Below are 21,937 nucleotides of genomic sequence, written 5' to 3' on the forward strand. Positions count from 1 at the left end.
GAACTTGCCAGGAGAGTATTCGAATGAAAGACACATCGGATATCGGCACGCCGCCCGCCGCGGATGCGTGCCCGGAGCTAACGTGGACGGATGCCATGTTGCTGGGCCATGGGCCGATCGATGACGCGCACCAGGAATTCGTTGAAGTGGTGAACGCCTTGGCACGCTGCACGCCAGAGACGGCGGCAGCGCGCCTGCAGGAGCTCGAGGCGCATGTACACACGCATTTCGCCGTCGAGAAGGCGTGGATGGAGAAGACGGATTTCCCGGCCGCCGATTGCCATATCGACGAGCACGAACGCGTCATCGACGCCGTGCAGAAGGTCAACGCAAAACTGCTGCTCGGCGAACTCGGGCTGCAGGACCTCAAACGGCTGGCAAAAGCCTTGACGGACTGGTTTCCCGCACATGCGGCCTATATGGATTCAGCACTGTCTGCCTGGATCAACAAGAAGACCTACGGCGGTGCGCCGGTCGTGCTCCGGCGCGATCTCCGCGCGGACCAGCGTCACGCCGAGGCAGGAGCATAAGCATGCCGCTTCATCTTGAATGCCTCTCGCACACGCCGTTGCACGGCTACTTCGACCCGGCCCCGCAGATCCTTGCCGAAGTCGAGCGCGCGCAGGCTGCCGCCCGCGCGCGCGTCGAAGCCTTCGATCCCGAACTCGTGATCGCCTTTGTGCCGGACCATTACAACGGCTTCTTCTATGACCTGATGCCGCAATTTTGCGTCGGCGTGGCCGCCAGCGCGGTGGGAGACTTCAAGAGCCTGGCTGGCCCGCTGTCGGTCCCGTCCGATACCGCACAGGGGCTGGCGCAGGCCGTGCTGGATGCCGATATCGACGTAGCGGTGTCGTACCGCATGCAGGTCGACCACGGCTGCGCGCAGGCGCTGGAAATACTGACAGGCAGCCTCGAGCGCTATCCGGTGATACCGGTCTTCATCAATTCGGTGGCGCCCCCGATGGCAAGCTGCCGGCGCGCGCGGCTGCTGGGCGACGCCATCGGGCGCTTTGCCGGACGCCTGGACAAGCGCGTGCTGGTGGTGGGTTCGGGCGGTATATCCCATGAACCGCCCGTGCCGGAAATTGCCACGGCCGCGCCGGAGAACGTTGAGCGGCTGATTGCAGGGCGCAATCCCAGTCCGGAATCGCGGGCCGCGCGGCAGGCCCGCACCCTGGCTGCCGCGCAGGCGTTTGCCGCCGGCGAAAGCGACCTGCGCGCGCTCAATCCCGAGTGGGACCGCGCCTTCCTCAAGACCATGGCGAGCGGGGACCTGACCGCAGTGGATGGCCTGACCAACCAGGCCATCACCCGCGAGGGCGGAAAGTCCGGCCACGAGATCCGGACCTGGATCACCGCCTTTGCCGCGCTTGCCGCCAACGGGCCGTACCAGGCCGAACTCGATTACTACCGGGCCATCCCCGAATGGATTGCCGGCTTTGCCGTCATGCACGCGCAGCCGGCAGTCTGAGGCCCGACCTGAAAGACAAGGACAACGACATGACCAATCCACATATCGTGCAAGCGCTGGCCGAACGCCTGCGCCGCGCCGAGCAAAGCCGCACTCCCGTCGCGCCGCTGCGCGGGGAAATCGCCGCCGGCGACGCCGCCACGGCTTACGCCGTGCAGAGTGCCAACGTGCAGGCGTGGCGCGCCCAGGGCCGTCGCGTAGTCGGCCGCAAGATCGGGCTGACCTCGCTAGCGGTGCAGCGCCAGCTTGGCGTGGACCAGCCTGACTTTGGCACGTTGTTTGCCGACATGGTGTACGGCGACGACGAACCCATTCCAGTTGCGCGCACGCTGCAGCCCAAGGCCGAGGCCGAAGTGGCACTCGTGCTCAAGCGCGACGTCACCGCCCCCGATGCCACGCTGGTAGACCTGATCAATGCGGTCGACTACGTGCTGCCGGCCATCGAAGTCGTCGGCAGCCGCATCGAGAACTGGAACATCTCCTTTGTCGACACCGTGGCCGACAACGCCTCCAGCGGCCTGGTGGTGCTGGGTGCGGTGCCGGTGCCGCTGGCCGGTCTGGACCTGAAGGGCGTGCAGATGGAGATGTTTCGGGGCGAGCAGCGGGTCTCAATTGGCAAAGGCGCCGCCTGCCTGGGGCATCCGCTGAACGCCGCGGTATGGCTGGCGCGCAAGCTGGCATCGCTGGGCGATCCCCTGCGCGCCGGTGACCTGGTGCTGACCGGTGCGCTCGGGCCAATGGTCCCGGTGGAACCGGGCCAGTGCTACGAAGCGCGCATCAGCGGTATCGGCAGCGTCCTTGCGGCGTTCGCCGCAGAGTGAAAGAGAGAAAGACATGGCTTCCAAGAAACTCAAAGCAGCAATCATCGGCTCGGGCAATATCGGTACCGACCTGATGATCAAGATCCTGCGCAACGGCAGGCATCTGGAGATCGCGGCAATGGTCGGCATCGATCCGGCCTCGGACGGGCTCGCACGGGCCGCACGCCTCGGCGTGGCCACCACGCATGAGGGTGCCGAAGGGCTGACCCGCCTGCCGGTCTTCGACGATATCGACTTCGTGTTCGATGCCACCTCGGCCGGCGCGCACGTGAAGAACGATGCGCTGCTGCGCCGGAACAAGCCAGGCCTGCGCATGATCGACCTGACTCCCGCAGCGATCGGGCCGTATTGCGTGCCGGTGGTCAACCTCGATGCGCACCTGGATGCTCCCAACGTCAACATGGTCACCTGCGGCGGCCAGGCGACCATCCCCATGGTCGCTGCCGTGTCACGCGTGGCGAAGGTCCACTACGCCGAGATCGTCGCGTCGATCAGCAGCAAGTCGGCGGGCCCCGGCACCCGCGCCAATATCGACGAGTTCACCGAGACCACCTCAAAGGCAATTGAAGTTGTCGGCGGCGCCGTGAAGGGAAAGGCCATCATCGTGCTCAACCCGGCCGAGCCGCCGGTGATGATGCGCGACACCGTCTACACGCTGTCCGAACTGGCCGACCGCGCGCAGGTCGAGGCATCGATCGAGGCCATGGCGCGCGCGGTGCATGCCTACGTGCCCGGCTATCGCCTCAAGCAGACCGTGCAGTTCGACGAAATCCCGAGCAGCGCGCCGCTCAATGTGCCGGGCCTGGGCCACTTCAGCGGGCTGAAGACCTCGGTGTTCATCGAAGTGGAGGGCGCTGCCCATTACCTGCCTGCCTACGCAGGCAATCTCGACATCATGACTTCGGCCGCGCTGACCACGGCCGAGCGCGTGGCGCAAGCGATGCTGGGCGCCACTGCCACCATTGAAGGAGCCTGCGCATGAACACCTCGGCCAAGAAACTCTATATCTCCGACGTGACGCTGCGCGACGGCAGCCATGCGGTGCGCCACCAGTACTCGATCCAGAACGTGCAGGACATCGCCCGCGCGCTCGACCGGGCGAAGGTCGACAGCATCGAGGTCGCGCACGGCGACGGCCTGCAGGGGTCGAGCTTCAACTACGGCTTCGGCGCGCACAGCGATCTTGAATGGATCTCCGCCGTGGCCGACGTGGTGGAACACGCGAAGATCGCCACGTTGCTGCTGCCGGGCATCGGCACCACACACGACCTGAAGGCCGCCTATGACGCTGGCGCACGTGTCGTGCGCGTGGCCACGCACTGCACCGAGGCCGATATCTCGAAGCAGCACATCGAGTACGCACGCGAACTCGGCATGGATACGGTTGGCTTCCTGATGATGAGCCACATGACCACGCCGGAGCATCTCGCGGCCGAAGCGAAGAAGATGGAAAGCTACGGCGCGACCTGCATCTATGTGGTCGATTCCGGCGGCGCGCTGACGATGAACGATGTACGCGACCGTTTCCGCGCGATCAAGGCTGTGCTGAACGTCGATACGCAGACCGGCATGCATGCTCACCACAACCTGTCGCTTGGAGTGGCCAACTCGATCGTCGCGGTCGAGGAAGGCTGTGACCGCATCGACGCCTCGCTGGCCGGCATGGGTGCCGGCGCGGGCAATGCGCCGCTGGAGGTGTTCATCGCCGCTGCGGAGCGCATGGGCTGGAACCACGGCACCGATCTGTACACGCTGATGGATGCCGCCGACGACATCGTGCGTCCGCTGCAGGACCGCCCGGTGCGCGTCGACCGCGAAACGCTGGCGCTCGGCTATGCGGGCGTCTACTCGAGCTTCCTGCGCCACTCCGAAGTGGCAGCGAAAAAGTATGGCCTGAAGACAGTCGACATCCTCGTCGAGCTGGGCCGGCGCCGGATGGTAGGCGGCCAGGAAGACATGATCGTTGACGTCGCATTGGACCTCATCAAGCGCAAGTCCGCGGCGCAGCAGTGATTGGAAGGAAGATCATCATGAATGCGACAGAACAAGTCATCACGGAGGCCTCGACGAGCCGCTTCGTCTCCGTGCAGGTCGGAGAGACCGCCTTCCGCATCCACTACAACGATGCCGGCACGGGCGCGGAGACAGTCGTCATGCTGCATGGCTCGGGCCCCGGCGCCAGCGGCTGGGCGAACTTCAGCCGCAATGTCGAGCCGCTGGTGGCGGCAGGCTACCGTGTGCTGCTGGTGGACTGCCCGGGCTGGAGCAAGAGCGACCCCGTGGTCAACACCGGTTCACGCTCAGAACTGAACGGCCAGGTGCTCAAGGCAGTGCTGGACGCGCTGTCAATCGAGCGGGTCCATGTCATCGGCAACTCGATGGGCGGCCACAGCGCCGTGGCCTTCGCGCTGGCCAATCCGCAGCGCGTGGGCAAGCTCGTTCTGATGGGCGGCGGCACCGGCGGCCCGAGCCAGTTCGTGCCGATGCCGACCGAAGGCATCAAGCTGCTCAACGGCCTCTATCGCGAGCCGACCATCGACAATCTCAAGCGGATGATGAGCGTCTTCGTCTATGACGCGAGCGCCCTCACCGAGGAGCTGATGCAGGCCCGCCTGGACAATATGCTGGCGCGGCGCGAGCACCTGGAAAATTTTGTCAAAAGCCTGGCGGCAAATCCCCGGCAGTTCAACGATTACGGGGCGCGCCTGGGCGAAATCGCCGCGCCCACGCTTGTCATCTGGGGAAGGGACGACCGCTTTGTGCCGATGGACGTGGGCCTGCGTCTGCTCGCCGGCATTCCGGATGCGCAAATGCATATCTTCAACCGGTGCGGGCATTGGGCGCAGTGGGAACATGCTGAAGCGTTCAACCGAATGGTGATCGATTTTCTGTCGCGCTGATGGTTGGGGCGAGCGAGGCGGTGCGTGACGGCGCACCGTCCGCAGCCAACAGGGCATATTGGCCGGTAAGTTGGAAGTTCTACCTCGCTGGACATGGGGCGCGATTCAAACCTGATAATGGGGATTATCAGGTAACTCTGAATGCCCTCGGGTAAACATTACATCGTCCCATTTGTTTTCGCGCCAATTGCTGGCGCCCCCACTCCAACCCGCGACACCGCCGACTGCAAGACGCCCGAACACCCTGCCAATATAGCCGGCCGCGGGCCTCCGCGCGTTCCACCCAATCCCGGAACCTGGGGCCATCGCTGGGTGACACCGCCAGCGCCGGCCGGCGGATGGCGGGGCGGACGGGGCAGGCCGGCGACTAACTACCGCAGCGGCAAGTGATGCATATCAGTCCCCCGCTCTAAATGCGTGGGGACACGCTGCGAAATCGGCAAGTCGACGCCGTGCTGGATGGGCTGGATCGGCCTTGGCTCCAAATCCCGGCAAGCTCGCGTTATCTCGTGCTACGAACCGCGCCAATGAAAAAGCCCCAACGACGCCGGCCTGAACCCATCCTGCGCAACCCGCTGGGAGTCCACCGAAGTGGTCGTCGCCAACCAGGGCCAAGGCCCGCTGCTCCACTGCCCGATCTGCGGCGCGCGCAATGCGCTGGCCGCGCGCGAAGAGGACGGCGTGACTGTCGATCAACGTCGGACGACCGGCTCCTGATGCACTCCTGAACCAACACCGAGTCCGCGGCAGTTCGACAGCCGATGGTATTGCAAGGGTGGCAGCGAACCATGCGCTTGATAATCACAGCCAGTGCAACATTTGCCGACTCAGTAATCTGTGGCACTACAGAGCGTGCAATCCACCAGTTCGTCGGCTAGTGCTTCAGGCGACAAAGGACCGTCCGCCTTGTACCAGCGCACCGTGCCATGCAAGGCGCTAAGAAAGAAGCGGCAAGCCATTGCGTCCGCGCGTCTGATGTGGCCACCGTCCTTGAGGCGAGCGAACGCGGCTTGCCACAATGCCTCGAAGCGGCGGCGAATCGCCAGCACGGCTTCGAGTTGCGGACCTTCCAGATAGCGCCATTCATCCACCACCATGGGAACCATACCGCCTGACGCCTCGAGCAAGCGTCGCAGATGCGCGCGCGCCAGCGCGCGGAAATAATCCAGCGCCGGCATCGTCTGGGCATCGATTGCCTCCAGGTCAGCCAAACAGCCCAGCAGTCCTTCTTCCACGCCGGCGAACAGCAGATCCTGCTTGCTGGCGAAATGATAGAAAGGGCTGCCTGCCTGCATATTGATGGCCCGCGCGATGTCGCGCATGGTCGTGCCGTGGTAGCCCTTCTCCTTGAACAGCAACGCCGCTGCGATGACGAGGTCATTGCGGCGATTGACGTCATTGATTTCTTCGCGTTTCGGTCGCGCCATATCTCTTGCTCAATTCACTCTGTTCGGGGCGGGCGTCATTCTAGACGCTAGACGCGCTGCCTGAAGTCACCGCCCCCGATTTGCGGATTGAGTGTAGCTCATAAATAAACCAATCACTTGCTTTTTTAATTCGACGTTCCTACACTTCCTCACACCGCGGTCGGGCAGTCGTCAGTTGTGACCTGGAATGCCCAAGAGGGAGGAGACAAGTGAACGAGAATTTCGACGTTGAACGTAGTGGACACGTGCTGACAGTGACGTTTGGATTGCACGACTCACGAAACGTGATGAACGAGGCGTGGTTTGGCGAGCTGGAGCAACGCCTCTATGAAGCACAGCGAGACGAGCGGACCCGGGTGGTGCTGCTCCGTGCGCGGGGCGAAGCCTTTTGTGCTGGCGGCGACCTGCGTGGCTTTCAGGCCGGCCCGTTGCCGGAGGGCTACGTCCGCTCGGCCTTCGCCCGGCTGCTGATGCGTCTGGAGGACTTCGACAAGCCCATCGTTGCCGCCGTGCACGGCAGCGCGATCGGTGGGGGCACGACGCTCCTTCTTCATTGCGACTTCGTTTTCGTGGCCGCAGGAACGACGTTCCAGTTGCCATTCACCAGACTTGGCCTCGTGCCGGAATTTGGCTCCAGCTACCTGCTGCCGCTGCATGCCGGACTAAGGCTCGCGAACGAACTGGTCCTGCTGGCCCAGACATTTGATGCCGAGAAGGCCTTGCGCGCCGGCATCGTGAATGAAGTGCTGCCGTCAGAAGCGTTGATGGCACGGGCCGATGCAACCGCGGCCGCACTGGCGGCGCTTCCGCCCGCCTCGATGCGGGCCAGCAAGCGCCTGCTCAGGATGGGCCACCGCGCAGGCCTGGCCGCCGCGACCGCGGCCGAGGGTAAAGCGCTTGAGACCTGTTTTGCCTCCGAGGAGATGCAAGAAGCCATCTCCGCCTTTTTCGCGCGGCGCCAGCCTGATTTTTCGCGCTTTTCCTGATCGAAGAGAGAGTCGATGTCTGAACCCATCCTTGTCGAGCGCAGGGGCAACGCGCTCTGGCTCACCCTGAACCGGCCCGACGCCCACAACGCGCTCAATCGCGCCATGACTGCGGGACTGGGCGACGCGTTCCGTATCGCAACTGACGATGATGCGATTCGCGCGGTGGTACTCACCGCGGCGGGGGATCGTACCTTCTGCGCAGGGGCCGACCTGAAGGGCGACGCCGCGAGCACGTTCGCCACGGGGCGCGCGGAGAATCCGCTGGTACAGGTGTACCGGACCATGCGCGCCTGCCACAAGCCGATCATCGGGCGCATCAACGGCAGCGCCCTTGGCGGCGGGCTGGGCCTCGTCTCGGCCTGCGACCTTGCGCTTGCCGCCGAACATGCGCGCTTTGGCACGCCCGAAGTGAAGGTCGGTGTGTTCCCCATGATGATTACTACCTACCTGATCCGCCAGTTGCCGCGGCGCCGCTATTGGGAGATGGCCTTCTTGGGTGAGCCCCTGAGCGCGGCAGAGGCCGAGCGTTACCACCTGATCAATCGCGCCGTGCCGGCCGAGGAACTGGACCGCCAAGTCGCAGACGTCATCGCCCGGCTCGAAGCCAACTCGCCCAATGCGCTGCGACTGGGCAAGCAAGCGCTCGATTTGATGCAGGACATGTCCGTGGACCAGACCCTTGCCTATGCCGAACTGATGATCGAGCGGCTGGCCGGCAGCGACGAAGCCCGCGAGGGCATGGCCGCTTTCGCCGAAAAGCGCAAGCCGCGCTGGCCGAGCATCGAAGGGGCGCGCCATGACTGAGCGCAGGATTGCTATCGGCTGCTCGTCCGGCTTCTGGGGAGACAGCGCAGAAGCCGCCGCCCAGCTCGTCCATAGCGGCAGGATCGACTATCTGGTGTCTGACTATCTTGCAGAGATCACGATGTCGCTGCTTGCTCGGGCGAGGGCAAAAAACCCCGACCTGGGTTACCCCCCCGACTTCGTCGAGACCCTGGCTCCGCTCATGCCCGCGATTGCCGAACGCGGCATACGCGTGGTGTCGAATGCCGGGGGTATCAACCCGCGGGCATGCCGGCAGGCGCTGGCCATGGCAGCCGAAGCCGCTGGCGTGACGTTGCGCATCGCCGTCATCGAAGGCGACGACCTGATGTCGCGGGTTGAGGAGATCGCTGCGCTCGCTCCAACGGAGATGTTCACGGGAGCACCGTTTCCCCGTCGACTGCAGAGCTGCAACGCCTATCTCGGCGCGCGTGCCATTGCCACGGCGCTGGATCTCGGCGCCGACATCGTGCTGACCGGCCGCTGCGTGGACTCGGCGGTCACGCTCGGCATCCTCATGCATGAGTTTGGCTGGCGCGACACCGACTATGACCTGCTGGCGGCGGGCAGCCTCGCCGGCCATGTGATCGAGTGCGGCCCGCAATGCACGGGCGGATTGTTCACCGACTGGGCCGCGGTTCCGGGCTGGGAGGACATGGGCTATCCCATCGTCGAGTGCGCGGCCGACGGCAGCTTTACGGTGACCAAGCCCGACGGCACTGGCGGCATGGTGACCACCGCCACCGTAGCCGAACAGATCGTGTATGAGATCGGTGATCCTGCCGCCTATATCCTGCCGGATGTAGTGTGCGACTTCACCGAGGTCACGCTGACGCAGCAAGGCCCGGAGCGCGTGCTTGTGCGCGGCGCGCTCGGCCGCGCACCGACGCCCACCTACAAGGTGAGCGCCACCTATGCCGACGGCTGGCGCGTGATCGCCACGATGATGGTGGCCGGGCGAGATGCCGCCGCCAAGGCCCGCCGCATGGGGCTGGCGATCATCGAACGTACGCGCCGGCTGAACCTGTCGGCGGGGCGTGGCGACTATCGGGAAACCTCGGTTGAGGTGATTGGCGCCGAAGACACCTACGGCGCTACAGGTTGTCATGCCGACGACGCGCGCGAGGTGGTACTCAAGATCGGTCTACGCCATGACGACAAGAGCGCGCTCGATCTGTTCGGCCGGGAGATGACCCAGGCCGGGGTCGCCATGGCGCAAGGCACCACCGGCCTGTTCGGCGGCCGGCCGTCGCCCTCGCCAGTGGTCCGGCTGTTCTCGTTCCTGCTCGACAAGTGCCGCGTGCCCGTCCAGGTGGAGCTGGGTGGTGCCGAGATTCCGGTGGCGGTGCAACCCGGCACGCCCCTCCAGCCGCAGGCGCCGGCGGAGCCGGCCGCTTCAGTCGTAGAACCCGATGTTTCGCACTGCGCTGAAGTCCCCCTGATCGCCCTGGCCTGGGGCCGCAGCGGCGACAAGGGTAACGACGCCAACATCGGCATCATCGCGCGACGCGCGGAGTTCCTGCCGGTTCTGCGTCGGGAACTGACGACCGAACGGGTCGGCGCTTTCTTCGGGCATTACCTCACCGGGACCGTGCACCGCTGGGAACTGCCCGGCTTCCACGCACTGAATTTCCTGCTGCGCGGTGTCCTCGGCGGGGGCGGCATTGCGTCGTTGCGCTATGACCCGCAGGGCAAGAGCTACGCGCAGATGCTGATGGACCTGCCGATTCGTGTGCCTGATTCGTGGCTGGCACAGGACGGCCCCCTGGAGCGGTACGCGGCAAGCATTCAGCCATCGAACATCAAGCACGAGCAATCCGGAGACTCACTGCCATGACTCCCATCCATACGGTGTTGATTGCGAACCGCGGTGAAATCGCGGCGCGCATCGTCCGCACCTGCCGGCGCCTGGGCAAGCGCGCTGTCGTCGTCTATCACGAAGCGGACCAGGACTCGCTGGCGGTACGTCTGGCCGATGAGGCCTACCGGATCGACGGGGCCACGCCAGTGGCTACCTACCTGTCGATCGACAACATACTTGCGGCCTGCCGGGCGACAGGTGCGGATGCGGTGCATCCGGGCTTTGGATTCCTTTCGGAGAACGCCGAGTTCGCCCGCGCCCTCGATGAGGCGGGCATCCGCTTCATCGGCCCTGGCGCTGACGCGATCGATGCGATGGGCGACAAGATCCGTTCGAAACGGATCGCGCAGGAAGCGGGCGTCAACACGATTCCCGGCTACGATGGCGAAATCCGCAATGCCGACCACGCGCTCGACGTGGCGTGCTCGATCGGCTTCCCGGTCATCCTGAAAGCCAGTGCGGGTGGTGGCGGCAAGGGTATGCGGGTGATCCACGATGCCAATCCGGACGCCTGTCGCGCGGCATTCGAGCGCACCACCAGCGAGGCACAGGCCGCATTTGGCGATGCGCGGGTATTCCTCGAGAAGTACATCGAACGCCCGCGTCATATCGAGATCCAGGTATTGGGCGATCAGCACGGCAACGTGGTGCATCTGGGTGAGCGCGAATGCTCGATCCAGCGCCGCCACCAGAAGGTGATCGAGGAAGCGCCATCGTCGTTCGTTAATGCGTCGCTACGCGAGGCAATGGGCGCCCAGGCGGTGGCCCTGGCGAGGGAGGTGGGCTATGCCTCGGCAGGCACCGTGGAATTCGTGGTTGATCCTTCCGGGGCGTTCTACTTTCTCGAAATGAACACGCGCATTCAGGTGGAGCATCCCGTCACGGAAATGATTACCGGCCTGGATATCGTCGCCGAGCAGATCCGCATTGCAGAGGGCGAGTCGCTGGGCTTCAACCAGGACGCGATTCAACTCAAGGGCCATGCGATCGAGTGCCGCCTGTGCGCCGAGGATGCCGAGCGCGATTTCATGCCGGCGACCGGAAAGCTGCGGGTGTTTCACCCGCCGGAGGTGGACGGCTTCCGCCTGGATGCGGGCGTGCAAGAGGGCGACAACGTGACCTCGGCGTTCGACCCGATGCTGGCCAAGCTGATCGTGCGCGGCGCGACGCGTGCCGAAGCCATCGAACGCATGCGTGCCGTGCTCGCGCGCACGGTAGTGCTTGGCGTGACCACCAACGCCGCTTACCTCGAACGTGTCCTGGCACATGCCGAGTTCGCCGCCGGCAACACTTACACCAGCTTTCTGGAAGAACACAAGGCTGCGCTGCAGATACCGGCGCCGACGCCGGAACAGGCTGCAGTGGTGCTGGCAGCGGCATTGCTGAGCAACCGCACGCTAGCCGATGCGCGCTTTGCACCACCAGCGATCCATGGCGCGATGCAAGACTGGAGAAACGAATGAAGCTGACAGCGGAACTGGGCACCGGCGGGCGCCATCAGGTAGCGCTTGTGCGCCATGCACGTGGCGGGCGGGTCGATATCGACGGCGTGGCGTCCGATGTGGTGAAGGAAGACAAGCCGGACGGCAGTCTTGCACTCACGCTGTGCAGCTGCACCCACGTCGTCTGGGTCGCCCAGCACGGTGAGACCGCTTATGTCCACGCCTTCGGGCGCGCGTGGACGGTCACGCTTCGCGATCCGGTGCGCGGCGGCGACGCCGACGCGGAAGAGGGCGACGTCTGCCTGGCGCCGATGCCGGGCACCGTGGTCGAACTGGCGGTCGCTGCCGGCGATCGCGTGAGTGCGGGCCAAACCATGATTGTCATCGAGAGTATGAAAATGCAACTCAACCTCGAAGCGGCCCGCGACGGCGTGGTCGCGGAGCTGCCCTTTGCGAAAGGGGACGTGTTCGACCGCGACGCACTGCTGGTGCGGCTTGAAGCAAGGGAGGAATGAGCATGCGCCGCATCGAGTCCCGCATCAACACCCGCTCCGAGAGCTACAAGGCCAACCGCACGCATAACCTGCGCGTGCGCGAGGAATTCCTGGCGATGATGCACGACGTGCGCCATGTGCGCCCGGAGCGCGACGTCAAGCGCTTGCGCGACCAGGGCAAGCTGCTGGTGCGCGAGCGCCTGGACCTGTTGCTCGATCCGGGAACGCCATTCCTCGAGCTGTCGCCACTGGCAGCCAATCATGCCAAGTATGACGCGCACATCAAGGGCGCGGGTATCGTCTCCGGAATCGGCGTGGTCAATGGCCGCGAGGTCATGGTGCTCGCCAATGACAGCGCCATCAAGGGTGGCGCTGTCTATCCCCTGGGAGCCAGGAAATCGATTCGCGCCCTCAGGATCGCGCTGGAAAACCGCCTGCCCATCGTCCACCTGGTCGACAGCGCAGGCGCTTACCTGCCCATGCAGATGGATATTTTCCATGAGGGCGGTCACATGTTCTACAGCCAATGCCGTCTGTCGGCCGCCGGCGTCGAGCAGGTCGCGGTCGCCATGGGCCATTGCACGGCGGGCGGTGCTTATGTGCCGACGCTCTCCGACTACTCGATCATGGTCCGTGGCTCCAGCGGCGTCTTCCTGGGCGGGCCGCCGCTGGTCAAGGCTGCGACAGGGGAGGACATCAGCGCAGCCGAACTGGGCGGCGCCGATGTTCACACGCGGATTTCCGGCACCGCCGACTACGCAGTGGACTCGGAGAGCCAGGGCATCGCGCTCGCGCGCGAGATCGTCGGCACGTTGCGCCGCCGTCCCAAGCAGGCGTTGGACACGCGCGAGCCGGAGGCGCCCTACTATGATCCGGAAGAGCTCTACGGAATCATCCCCGACGACATCAAGAAGCAATTCGACATGCGGGAGGTCATTGCGCGTCTTGTCGATGGCAGCCTGTTCCACGAGTACAAGCCCGACTATGGCACCACGCTGGTGTGCGGCTACGCCTACCTGTGGGGCTACAAGATTGGCATCCTGGCCAATAACGGCGTGCTCTTCAGCGAGGCGGCGGAGAAGGCCACGAATTTCATGGAACTGTGCGATCGCGACGGCGTGCCGTTGCTGTTCCTGCACAACATCACCGGCTTCATGATCGGGCGCGACTACGAGCATCGCGGCATTACCAAGGATGGCGCCAAGATGATCATGGTGCAGAGCAACGTGCGCGTGCCCAAGTTCAGCGTGCTCTGCCATGCCTCGTTCGGTGCCGGCAACTACGGCATGGCCGGTCGCGGCTACGAGCCGCGCTTCCTGTTCGCGTGGCCGCATTCGCAGTGCGCCACCATGGGTGCCGAGCAGGCAGCCCGTACGTTATCGCAGATAAAGATCGCGGCCCTGGCGCGCGAGGGGAAGCAGCCGGACCCGGCAGAAATCCAGGCCATTCACGACCAGATCCAGCACGACTACAACCGCAGCAACAGTGTGTACTACCAGACCTCGGAGCTTCGCGATGACGGCGTGCTCGATATGGTCGATACGCGCAATGCGCTGGGGGTGGCGCTTTCCGCTGCGCTCAACGCGTCATTCGCCGAACGGCAGCAGGGCATTCTGCGCATCTGAGCGAACGTAGAAAAGATTATCAGGAGACGCTGTGACGACATCCTCTTCCCAGTTCGACCTCTCGCCGGAGCAACGCGAGGTCTACGATCAGGCCTTCCGCTTCGCCAGGGCTGAGCTGGCGCCGCTCTTGTCCCGCATGGACAATGATGACTGGTATCCCGAGCATCTGATGCCCGCGCTTGGTGCCGCTGGCTATCTTGGCATTACCGCACCGCCTGAGTTTGGCGGGTCCGGCATGGACCTGTTCGCCGCCGGCATGGTAGCGGAAGCCTTCGGCTACTGGAACGCCAATGCCGCCTTCATCTGGGGCCCGCACGAGAACCTGTGCCTGAACAACATCCTGCGCAATGGCACCGACGCGCAGAAACAGCGCTACCTGCCAGGTCTGTGCTCCGGCGAGTGGGTGGGTGCGCTGGCGCTGACAGAGCCGGACGCTGGTTCGGACGCGCTGGGCAGCATGCGCACGACGGCAAGGCGTGATGGCGACGACTATGTGCTCAACGGCCGCAAGATGTTCATCTCCAACGGTCCGGTGGCCGACGTCATCCTGGTCTATGCCAAGACCGATCCGGCGCTGGGCGCCAAGGGGATCTCGGCCTTCATCGTGGAAAAGGGATTTCCCGGCTTCAGCGTGGCGCAGAAGCTGGTCAAGATGGGCTGGCGCGGCGCTCCCACGGGCGAGCTGGTGTTCGACGAGTGCCGCGTGCCGGCGCGCAACCTGATTGGCGGCGAGAACCGCGGTGTAGCCGTCGTGATGAGCGGGCTCGACATCGAGCGAGCCTTCCTGGCCTTGCCGTGTATTGGCTCGGCCCAGCGCTGCCTGGACTTGTCGCTCGAGTATGCCAATACCCGCCAGCAGTTCGGCAAGCCAATCGGCTCGTTCCAGATGGTGCAAGCGATGCTGGCGGACATGTATGTCGAACTTGAGGCCGCGCGTGCGCTGGCCTACCGTGCGCTGACGGCCTGCAACGACCTGGAGCGAGGCGGTGGTGGCCGCGGCGATCTCCATAAGCTATGCGCGGCCTCCATCCTGCGGGTTGGCGAGATGCTGCTCTCGGTTACCGACAAGGCCGTGCAGATCCATGGCGGCTCCGGCTTTATCTGGGAGACGGAGGTCAACCGCCATTACCGCAATGCCAAGCTCGCCACGATCGGCGGCGGCACCAGCGAGGTGCGGCGCATGATCATTGCCGAGGAACTGCTGCGCGCGGTGCGCTGACGGCGGGCGAAAGCCACTACAACAGGAGCCCTTTCCATGAGCGTATCTTTCGACTTCACTGGTCGGCACGTCTTTGTTTTCGGCGGCACCACCGGTATCAATCTGGGCATCGCCCACGCCTTTGCGCAACACGGTGCCAACGTGACCGTGGCCAGCCGCAAGCAAGAGAACGTGGACGCCGCAGTGGCGGCGCTCAGCAAGCATGGCGCGCAAGTGCTGGGGGTGACGGCCGACGTGCGCGACTTCGATGCCGTGGGACGCGCCTTCGCGACGGCCAGCGAGCGCTTCGGCAAGATCGACGCGCTGGTTTCCGGCGCCGCTGGAAATTTTCTTGCCGAGGTCAATCAGCTTTCTTCCAATGGCTTCAAGGTGGTGGTCGATATCGATCTCAACGGCACATTTCACGTGATGCGCCAGGCGTTTGCTCACCTCGCCAGCCCGGGCGCTTCGGTCATCAACATCACGGCACCGCAGTCGGTCGTTCCGATTCGCTATCAGGCACATGTCTGTGCCGCCAAGGCAGGGGTCGACCAACTCACGCGAGTGCTTGCGATCGAATGGGGTAGCACCGGCATCCGTGTCAATGCCATCTCCCCGGGACCGATTGCCGATACCGAGGGGATGCGCCGCCTTGCGCCTCAGGACGATGGGAGCGGTTCCCCGGTAGAGCGCCTGGTCCCGCTCGGCCGGCTTGGCACCGCCGGAGATATCGCCAACCTGGCCATGTTCCTGGCTTCACCTGCCGCGTCTTATGTCTCGGGGGCCATCATTCCATGCGACGGCGGCGGCGCCATCGAAAGCGTCAAGCCGATGATCGAGGCGGCGGCAAAGGAACAGATGGCGTACCCGGCAGGCTGAGCTTGCGAGGTATGAGCGACGCGAAAATAAGAGGAGACAATGATGGAAAACTTGCTCGTGTCGGCCGAGAGCCGGCGTATCCGCCGTATTGCCCTCGGCGACGTGCTGTATCGGACGGCCGCCAAGTTCGGCGCGCGGCTGGCCATCGTGGATGGCGATCGCCGCCTGTCCTACCGGGAACTGGATGATCTCAGCTCCCAATTTGCCAACTACTTGCTTGAAGCACACCCGAGGCGCGTTCAGGTGGCTACGCTGTGTGCGAACTCAGCCGATATGCTGGCGGCCATTCATGGCATCCACAAGGCGGGCCATATCTGGGTGCCAGTCAATATCCAGCTCGATCCGGTCCAGATTCGCTACATCCTGCGCCATGCGGAGGTCTCTTGCATCGTGGCCGATGAAGCATTCTGCCTGCAGCCGCAGATGGCGGCATTGCTCGACGACCTTGGCCTGCCGGTCGTTATGGCCAGCGTCGGCGGGGGAAGTGCCAGCGGTGCGACGCTCGAGAGCGTGACGCGCGGGCGCCCGACGGCCTTGCCGGAAGTCGACATCGACAGCCAGCAGCCCGCGCTCATCATGTACACGAGCGGCACCACGGGCAATCCCAAGGGCGCCGTGCATTCGCACGCGTCCGTGTACTGCGCGATGCTCGCCAACCTATCGACGTTTGCCTTTACGGAAAAGGACGTCGTGAGCGGGATATTGCCGCTGTTTCATTGTGGCCAGCATGTGGTCGCGGCCACGGCCTTTTCGGCAGGTTCATGCCTGGTAGTCGCGCGCGGCTTCAGCGCCCCAGCGGTGATCGCTGCCATCGCGCGGGAAAAGATTTCTGTACTTGTTGGCCTGCCCATGATGTACGGCGCGATGCTGGCCGATCCTCAGGCGCCGATGGCGGATTTTTCATCGCTGCGGCTTTGCATCTATGCCATGGCACCCATGCCGCGCCCGCTCGTCAACAAGATCGCCGAGACGATGAGTTCCAACATCATGCTGGTGACTGGGCAGACGGAAATATATCCGGTCACCATGAACTTCCGCCCGGTTGAGCATCCGCAGCGCGATGCCAATTACTGGGGCGTATCTACCGCGGCATGCGAAACCGCGATCATGGATGATGACGGCAAGCTGCTCGCGCCGGGAGAGGTGGGCGAAATCGTGCATCGCGGGCCCAACGTGATGCTTGGCTACTTCAGGGATCCTGCGGCCACCCAAGCTGTGCAGAAGTATGGATGGCACCACACCGGTGATCTGGGATTGGTCGATGACGGCGGCCAGTTGCTCTTTCTTGATCGCAAGAAGGACATGATCAAGACCGGCGGAGAGAACGTTGCCAGCATCAAGGTCGAGTCCACGATCCTCGGTCATCCGGCTGTGGCAGGCGTCGCCGTGGTGGGCCTCGCGCATCCTCACTGGAGCGAGGCCATCTGTGCATTCGTCGTGCTGAAGGCAGATGCCACCTGCACTGAGCGGGAGTTGATTGACCATTGCCGCGCCAATCTCGGCAAGTTCGAGGTCCCAAAGGCCGTGAAGTTTATCGACTCACTTCCTCTGACTGCCACCGGAAAAATCCAGAAGCATGTTTTGCGCAAGCAGCACGAAGACTGTTTCGCTGCACAGACGCTGTGAACACCCGGCGCCTCAGGCAGGGCGCAGTTTCATTCAGGTACATACCACATACATTGGGAACAGAGCATGAATGAACCAGTCAACATCGATCGCGTCTGGACGGCACTCAAAAGAAATGTGGCCCAGCAACCGGACCGGGCAGCACTGATTTACCAGGGCCGCCCAATCACCTTTGCTGAACTCGACCGGGATTCGGATCATCTTGCATGCGGCCTGCTGGATCTGGGCTTCAGTAAGGGTGACCGACTGGGAATACTTGGCCTTAACCGACCCGAATGGCTACTGGCGTATCTGGCAGCGGCCAAGATCGGGGCAATTCTGGTCGGTCTCAGTGTGCGCTACCGTGAAAGCGAGATCGAATACATCGTCAACCATGCGAAGGTGAGGGCGATCATTGCACCTGCTGTGGCGGGCGATATGAATTACGTCGCTTACTTCGCGGGCATGAGTGACCGGCTGCCTACCGTGCAGCGCTACTTCTTCACGGGAAATCCCGACCTTCCGGCGGGGCAGTGCCTGGACATATTGCATGCCACCGCGGTCGACAAGGCGAAGCTTGAGCAAGCCCAGGCAAACACCGCCCCGGACGATCCACTGGTCCTGATCTACACGTCGGGAACCACAGGCAGACCAAAGGGGGCATTGATTACGCATCGCAGTCAGCTTGCCTCGGCAGCAGCACAATGCAGACACTTGCGCCTGGGGCCAGACGACCTGATGTTGCTTGCCTTGCCGCTCAACCACGTCGGTGGCCTCACGTGCGGCTTTCTTGCCATGCTGTTAGGCGGGGGCACAAGTCTGCTGATTCCTGCCTTCAGTCCCAGGCAGGTCATCTCGGACATGCTGGCATTTCCGCCCACCATCATCGCCGGCGTGCCAACCATGCATACGCTGCTGTTGCGAGAGGAGGCGATCGGCCGGCTCGACCGGCAGCGCGTCAGGCTGGTGATAACAGGTGGGGCGAACGCGGACCCGACCCTCCTGCAGCAGCTTCAGCACACGTTTCCACAGGCGAGGGTGATGAATCTCTACGGCTTGTCGGAGACGTCGGGAGCGGCGCTGATGTCGCCATGGGATAGCGATTTTGAAGCGACGGTTCGCTCTGTCGGCATGCCGTTGCCCGGCGTCAAGCTGCGGATTACGACTCCAGATGGGCGCGACGCGATGGAAGGGGAAACGGGAGAACTGTGGATCCGTGGTGAATTAGTCGTTGCCGGATATCTGGATATGCCTGTCGAATCGGCAGCGGCCTTCTCGGATGGGTGGTTACATACCGGGGATCTCGGTTATCGCGATAACGCGGGTCTCGTCACCCTAATGGGCCGAAGCAAAGAGATGTTCGTGCAGGGAGGCTTCAATGTCTACCCGATCGAAGTTGAGAATGTGCTGTTGCGTCATTCGGACGTGCTGATGGTTGCCGGCATTGGCGTTCCGGATCCGGTGCTTGGGGAAGTGGGGCGTTACTACGTAGTTCCCAAGGCCGGCACGCAACCAACGGCGCAATCGCTTATCGATTACTGCCATACGCTGCTGGCCGATTACAAGGTGCCACGCCAAATCTTGTTCTGCGATTCTCTACCATTGACACCTGCGGGCAAGATCATGAAGGCCAGGCTTCTGGAAGAGCCGCCGGCCGCGAACGTCAGGACGTGAAGTTGGGGCGCTCAGCCAGTCCTATCATGGCAGCGTCTTAGCGATCAGCGACGCGGGAGCAGGTCAGGGTCGCGGCTTTGAACGGTGAACTCTCACCCCATCGCGTTTCGGCGCTTGAGCTCACGGCCTAGCGTCACAGCCAATCCCCATCGAGCCAGCATCACCGAACTGGCACTGGCCATCGAACCGCATAAACCGCGACATGCTCGCGGAAAGTTGGAGCGCCTGACGAAATCGGCCTCCCCAACATTTGCGCGCTCTCCTTCAGGAGAGCCTTGGGCCGGCCTTCAGGCAGAATTGTCGCTTGCATAACACAATTATCCGTGCCGGCGGCAGTTGCCTTGTGTTCCGAAGATGGCAGCTTTTCGTTGCTTCCGTTCTGAATGATCGTCTTCCACCGCTGCTGATCCTTCCGACCTGCTTCATAGAGCACCTAGACAGCGGAGTGCCCATACTCCTCATCCTCCCTCGAAGGCCCCGTGCCTTGCTCAAGTTGCCCGCTATGAAAAAAGTTACTTGCATAAGTGGATGTAGTTGGCTACGCTGCGTCCAATAAATATGAATTCACGGGCCGTCGGCGCCAACGTTGGCGGTTGCATCGAGGGATTTCAGTGAAGGAGACAAAGATGAACAGAAGTGCTGTATTGGGCTCGTTTATGGCGCTGTGTGTCAGCGGCGGTAACGTGCTTGCTCAGTCCAAGGTATCGGACGACGTTGTGCGGATTGGTGTGTTGACTGATATGTCAGGCCAGTTTTCTCACGAGTCGGGAGAGGGCTCGGTGACGGCCGTAAAGATGGCGGTCCAGGATTTCGGCGGGAAGGTTCTCGGGAAGCCGATTGAGGTCATCGTTGCCGACCACCAGAACAAGCCAGACGTTGCGGCTACCCGTGCGCGCGAATGGTTTGACACACGCGGCGTGGACATGGTGACGAACCTGATCAATTCCGCCGTAGCACTGTCGGTCGTGAACGTTGCGAAAGAGAAGAATCGCATTGCTATCGTGAACGGCTCTGGTTCATCCCGCCTGACCGGCGAAGGCTGTACCCCAAATAGCATTCACTATGCATATGACACCTATGCTCTCGCCACCGGCACGGCGAAAGCGCTAATCGGGCAGAAGCTCGATACCTGGTACTTCCTCACCGCTGATTACGCTTTCGGCCATTCGCTTGAGGCGGATGCGGTTCAGGTGGTTAAGGCTGACGGCGGAAACGTTGTCGGCTCGCTTCGCTATCCCGTCGACGCAAGCGATCACTCGTCATTCCTGCTTCAGGCGCAGGCTTCCAAGGCGAAGGTGGTGGCCATGGCCGGTTCCGGCAAGGGCTTCGTCAATGCGATGAAGGCAGCTTCAGAGTTTGGTTTGACTCAAGGAAAGCAAACCATTGCCGGTCTGCTGGTATGGGATACCGACATCCACGCGCTTGGCTTGAAGGAGGCACAGGGGCTCGTCCTCACGACGGCGTTCTACTGGGATCGCGATGACGCGACGCGCGCATGGTCGAAGCGCTTTAATGAAAAGATGAAGCGCATGCCTCATATGGGAGACGCTGGCGACTACTCATCGACCATGCACTACCTCAAGGCGGTGCAAGCAGCAGGTACTGACGAGGCCGGCGCTGTGATGGCCAAGATGAGAGAGATGCCAATCAATGACTTCTTCGCGACAAACGGTCGCATCCGTGCCGACGGAAGAATGGTGCACGACATGTACGTCTATAAGGTGAAGAAACCTAGCGAGTCCAAGTACGCTTGGGACTACATGACGTTACTGAAGACGATCCCCGCTGACCAAGCCTTCCGCCCGCTTGCCGAGAGCAAGTGCCCGCTAGTCCGGAAGTAACCACCCCTTAATAACTTTCTCCTCGGCGGCAGGCCTGCCGCTGCGGATAAAGACGCTGAATGCATAGCGCATTCTGGCGGGGCGAGGCGCACCTTCAAACATGACGAATTGCGATGTCATCCTCCATCCTGGTAGTTCGAAACCTAAGCAAATCCTTCAAAGGATTTACCGCTGTCAATGACGTCAGCTTCTCCGTGCAGCGCGGTTCGATTCACGCATTGATTGGACCCAACGGAGCAGGGAAGACCACCTGCTTCAATCTGCTCACAAAATTCCTGGAGCCCTCTGCGGGAACCATTCACTTCAACGACATTGACATCACCCACGAGGCTCCCGCCAGAGTTGCCCGCCGGGGTGTCATCCGGTCCTTCCAAATATCTGCAGTCTTTCCTCACCTTACCGTGCTGGAAAACGTACGTGTGGGGCTGCAGCGCAGGCTAGGTACCGCGTTTCAGTTTTGGCGATCGGACAAATCTCTCAAGATGCTCGATAACGCAGCGATGGAGTTACTGGATGAAGTGGGGCTTGCAGAAATGGCCGACACGATAACTGTCAACCTTGCATACGGGCGTAAGCGCGCACTTGAGATTGCCACGACGCTCGCCATGGAGCCGCAATTGATGCTGCTGGATGAGCCAACCCAGGGAATGGGGCATGAAGACGTCGACCGAGTCGCGCGGCTCATCAAAAAGGTCTCTACCGGGCGTACGGTCCTGATGGTCGAGCACAACATGAACGTGGTTTCGTCCATTGCGGACAGAATTACGGTTCTGCAGCGGGGAGCAATTCTGGCTGAGGGTGCATATGCGGATGTTTCGAGCGACCCACGGGTAATTGAAGCCTACATGGGTTCGACCGAGGCCGGCTTGGAGGGAGCGCACTAAT

The 21,937-nt window shown here is 62.9% G+C and carries 20 protein-coding genes; 19 read left to right on the forward strand and 1 reads right to left on the reverse strand.

The genetic code is table 11. From position 1 onward, the window contains the following. The first annotated feature begins 23 nt into the window (after nucleotides 1-23). The 7 genes from J8I82_RS27960 (at nucleotide 24) to J8I82_RS39150 (ending at nucleotide 5,912) form a co-directional block, all read left to right on the forward strand. Nucleotides 24-530, forward strand: coding sequence for a bacteriohemerythrin (locus J8I82_RS27960; RefSeq protein WP_209762098.1), 507 nt, complete (start codon nucleotides 24-26; stop codon nucleotides 528-530). A 2-nt stretch (nucleotides 531-532) separates the two neighbouring features. Continuing rightward, entirely contained in the window at nucleotides 533-1,474 is a 942-nt protein-coding gene (locus tag J8I82_RS27965; RefSeq protein ID WP_209762100.1) for a 3-carboxyethylcatechol 2,3-dioxygenase, read from the forward strand. Nucleotides 1,475-1,503: 29 nt separating this feature from the next. Further along, nucleotides 1,504-2,295 (forward strand): 2-keto-4-pentenoate hydratase, encoded by a 792-nt coding sequence (gene mhpD, locus J8I82_RS27970; protein WP_209762102.1) that lies wholly within the window; start codon nucleotides 1,504-1,506, stop codon nucleotides 2,293-2,295. Between the two features lie 13 nt (nucleotides 2,296-2,308). Further along, entirely contained in the window at nucleotides 2,309-3,277 is a 969-nt protein-coding gene (locus J8I82_RS27975) for an acetaldehyde dehydrogenase (acetylating) (protein ID WP_209762104.1), read from the forward strand. Further along, the gene (gene dmpG, locus J8I82_RS27980) at nucleotides 3,274-4,308 is read left to right on the forward strand and encodes a 4-hydroxy-2-oxovalerate aldolase (protein ID WP_209762106.1); all 1,035 of its coding nucleotides are present in this window, start codon (nucleotides 3,274-3,276) and stop codon (nucleotides 4,306-4,308) included. Before J8I82_RS27975 ends, dmpG begins: the two co-directional genes overlap by 4 nt. Before the next feature lie 17 nt (nucleotides 4,309-4,325). Beyond that, nucleotides 4,326-5,195 (forward strand): alpha/beta fold hydrolase, encoded by an 870-nt coding sequence (locus J8I82_RS27985; protein ID WP_209762108.1) that lies wholly within the window; start codon nucleotides 4,326-4,328, stop codon nucleotides 5,193-5,195. 591 nt (nucleotides 5,196-5,786) lie between these two features. Continuing rightward, the gene (locus J8I82_RS39150; RefSeq protein WP_280908348.1) at nucleotides 5,787-5,912 is read left to right on the forward strand and encodes a hypothetical protein; all 126 of its coding nucleotides are present in this window, start codon (nucleotides 5,787-5,789) and stop codon (nucleotides 5,910-5,912) included. Nucleotides 5,913-6,022: 110 nt separating this feature from the next. On the opposite strand, the gene J8I82_RS27990 is transcribed toward J8I82_RS39150, so the two are convergent. Further along, entirely contained in the window at nucleotides 6,023-6,622 is a 600-nt protein-coding gene (locus tag J8I82_RS27990; protein ID WP_209762110.1) for a TetR/AcrR family transcriptional regulator, read from the reverse strand. 209 nt (nucleotides 6,623-6,831) lie between these two features. Here J8I82_RS27990 and J8I82_RS27995 point away from each other — a divergent pair, with 209 nt between their 5' ends. From J8I82_RS27995 to J8I82_RS28050, 12 genes are all read left to right on the forward strand, one after another. After that, complete coding sequence (locus tag J8I82_RS27995; RefSeq protein ID WP_209762112.1) at nucleotides 6,832-7,608, forward strand: enoyl-CoA hydratase/isomerase family protein; 777 nt, start codon at nucleotides 6,832-6,834, stop codon at nucleotides 7,606-7,608. A 15-nt stretch (nucleotides 7,609-7,623) separates the two neighbouring features. Beyond that, nucleotides 7,624-8,415 carry an enoyl-CoA hydratase-related protein gene (locus tag J8I82_RS28000; protein ID WP_209762115.1) on the forward strand — a complete coding sequence of 264 codons (792 nt, stop codon included), beginning with the start codon at nucleotides 7,624-7,626 and terminating at the stop codon, nucleotides 8,413-8,415. After that, nucleotides 8,408-10,270: an acyclic terpene utilization AtuA family protein gene (locus J8I82_RS28005; RefSeq protein ID WP_209762116.1), complete on the forward strand. Its 1,863-nt coding sequence runs from the start codon at nucleotides 8,408-8,410 to the stop codon at nucleotides 10,268-10,270. Before J8I82_RS28000 ends, J8I82_RS28005 begins: the two co-directional genes overlap by 8 nt. Continuing rightward, on the forward strand, nucleotides 10,267-11,757 hold the full coding sequence (locus J8I82_RS28010) for an acetyl-CoA carboxylase biotin carboxylase subunit (protein ID WP_209762118.1): 1,491 nt from the start codon (nucleotides 10,267-10,269) through the stop codon (nucleotides 11,755-11,757). The genes J8I82_RS28005 and J8I82_RS28010 overlap by 4 nt, the downstream gene beginning before the upstream one ends. Then, nucleotides 11,754-12,251: an acyl-CoA carboxylase biotin carboxyl carrier protein subunit gene (locus J8I82_RS28015; protein ID WP_209762120.1), complete on the forward strand. Its 498-nt coding sequence runs from the start codon at nucleotides 11,754-11,756 to the stop codon at nucleotides 12,249-12,251. Before J8I82_RS28010 ends, J8I82_RS28015 begins: the two co-directional genes overlap by 4 nt. Before the next feature lie 2 nt (nucleotides 12,252-12,253). Further along, nucleotides 12,254-13,855: an acyl-CoA carboxylase subunit beta gene (locus J8I82_RS28020; RefSeq protein WP_209762122.1), complete on the forward strand. Its 1,602-nt coding sequence runs from the start codon at nucleotides 12,254-12,256 to the stop codon at nucleotides 13,853-13,855. A gap of 31 nt (nucleotides 13,856-13,886) precedes the next feature. Further along, nucleotides 13,887-15,074, forward strand: a complete 1,188-nt coding sequence (locus J8I82_RS39395; protein WP_209762124.1) for an acyl-CoA dehydrogenase family protein — start codon at nucleotides 13,887-13,889, stop codon at nucleotides 15,072-15,074. A 36-nt stretch (nucleotides 15,075-15,110) separates the two neighbouring features. Then, on the forward strand, nucleotides 15,111-15,932 hold the full coding sequence (locus tag J8I82_RS28030) for an SDR family oxidoreductase (RefSeq protein WP_209762126.1): 822 nt from the start codon (nucleotides 15,111-15,113) through the stop codon (nucleotides 15,930-15,932). A 42-nt stretch (nucleotides 15,933-15,974) separates the two neighbouring features. Beyond that, nucleotides 15,975-17,558: a class I adenylate-forming enzyme family protein gene (locus tag J8I82_RS28035; protein WP_209762128.1), complete on the forward strand. Its 1,584-nt coding sequence runs from the start codon at nucleotides 15,975-15,977 to the stop codon at nucleotides 17,556-17,558. A 66-nt stretch (nucleotides 17,559-17,624) separates the two neighbouring features. Further along, nucleotides 17,625-19,211, forward strand: coding sequence for an AMP-binding protein (locus tag J8I82_RS28040; RefSeq protein WP_209762130.1), 1,587 nt, complete (start codon nucleotides 17,625-17,627; stop codon nucleotides 19,209-19,211). A gap of 626 nt (nucleotides 19,212-19,837) precedes the next feature. Then, a complete protein-coding gene (locus tag J8I82_RS28045; protein WP_209762132.1) occupies nucleotides 19,838-21,052 on the forward strand; it encodes an ABC transporter substrate-binding protein in 1,215 nt (404 codons plus the stop codon). A 107-nt stretch (nucleotides 21,053-21,159) separates the two neighbouring features. Further along, entirely contained in the window at nucleotides 21,160-21,936 is a 777-nt protein-coding gene (locus J8I82_RS28050) for an ABC transporter ATP-binding protein (RefSeq protein ID WP_284183199.1), read from the forward strand. Nucleotide 21,937: the final 1 nt, after the last annotated feature.

Source organism: Cupriavidus consociatus (assembly GCF_017814975.1).
GTDB lineage: Bacteria > Pseudomonadota > Gammaproteobacteria > Burkholderiales > Burkholderiaceae > Cupriavidus > Cupriavidus consociatus.

Excerpts from the sequence above, each read along its gene's own strand:
- J8I82_RS27985 (WP_209762108.1), top strand. The coding sequence starts at position 4,326 with ATGAATGCGACAGAACAAGTCATCACGGAGGCCTCGACGAGCCGCTTC.
- J8I82_RS28005 (WP_209762116.1), top strand. The coding sequence starts at position 8,408 with ATGACTGAGCGCAGGATTGCTATCGGCTGCTCGTCCGGCTTCTGGGGA.
- J8I82_RS28035 (WP_209762128.1), top strand. The coding sequence starts at position 15,975 with ATGGAAAACTTGCTCGTGTCGGCCGAGAGCCGGCGTATCCGCCGTATT.
- J8I82_RS27975 (WP_209762104.1), top strand. The coding sequence starts at position 2,309 with ATGGCTTCCAAGAAACTCAAAGCAGCAATCATCGGCTCGGGCAATATC.
- J8I82_RS27960 (WP_209762098.1), top strand. The coding sequence starts at position 24 with ATGAAAGACACATCGGATATCGGCACGCCGCCCGCCGCGGATGCGTGC.
- J8I82_RS27990 (WP_209762110.1), bottom strand. The coding sequence starts at position 6,622 with ATGGCGCGACCGAAACGCGAAGAAATCAATGACGTCAATCGCCGCAAT.
- J8I82_RS27965 (WP_209762100.1), top strand. The coding sequence starts at position 533 with ATGCCGCTTCATCTTGAATGCCTCTCGCACACGCCGTTGCACGGCTAC.
- J8I82_RS28040 (WP_209762130.1), top strand. The coding sequence starts at position 17,625 with ATGAATGAACCAGTCAACATCGATCGCGTCTGGACGGCACTCAAAAGA.
- J8I82_RS28030 (WP_209762126.1), top strand. The coding sequence starts at position 15,111 with ATGAGCGTATCTTTCGACTTCACTGGTCGGCACGTCTTTGTTTTCGGC.
- mhpD (WP_209762102.1), top strand. The coding sequence starts at position 1,504 with ATGACCAATCCACATATCGTGCAAGCGCTGGCCGAACGCCTGCGCCGC.
- dmpG (WP_209762106.1), top strand. The coding sequence starts at position 3,274 with ATGAACACCTCGGCCAAGAAACTCTATATCTCCGACGTGACGCTGCGC.
- J8I82_RS28015 (WP_209762120.1), top strand. The coding sequence starts at position 11,754 with ATGAAGCTGACAGCGGAACTGGGCACCGGCGGGCGCCATCAGGTAGCG.
- J8I82_RS28000 (WP_209762115.1), top strand. The coding sequence starts at position 7,624 with ATGTCTGAACCCATCCTTGTCGAGCGCAGGGGCAACGCGCTCTGGCTC.
- J8I82_RS28020 (WP_209762122.1), top strand. The coding sequence starts at position 12,254 with ATGCGCCGCATCGAGTCCCGCATCAACACCCGCTCCGAGAGCTACAAG.
- J8I82_RS28010 (WP_209762118.1), top strand. The coding sequence starts at position 10,267 with ATGACTCCCATCCATACGGTGTTGATTGCGAACCGCGGTGAAATCGCG.
- J8I82_RS28045 (WP_209762132.1), top strand. The coding sequence starts at position 19,838 with ATGAACAGAAGTGCTGTATTGGGCTCGTTTATGGCGCTGTGTGTCAGC.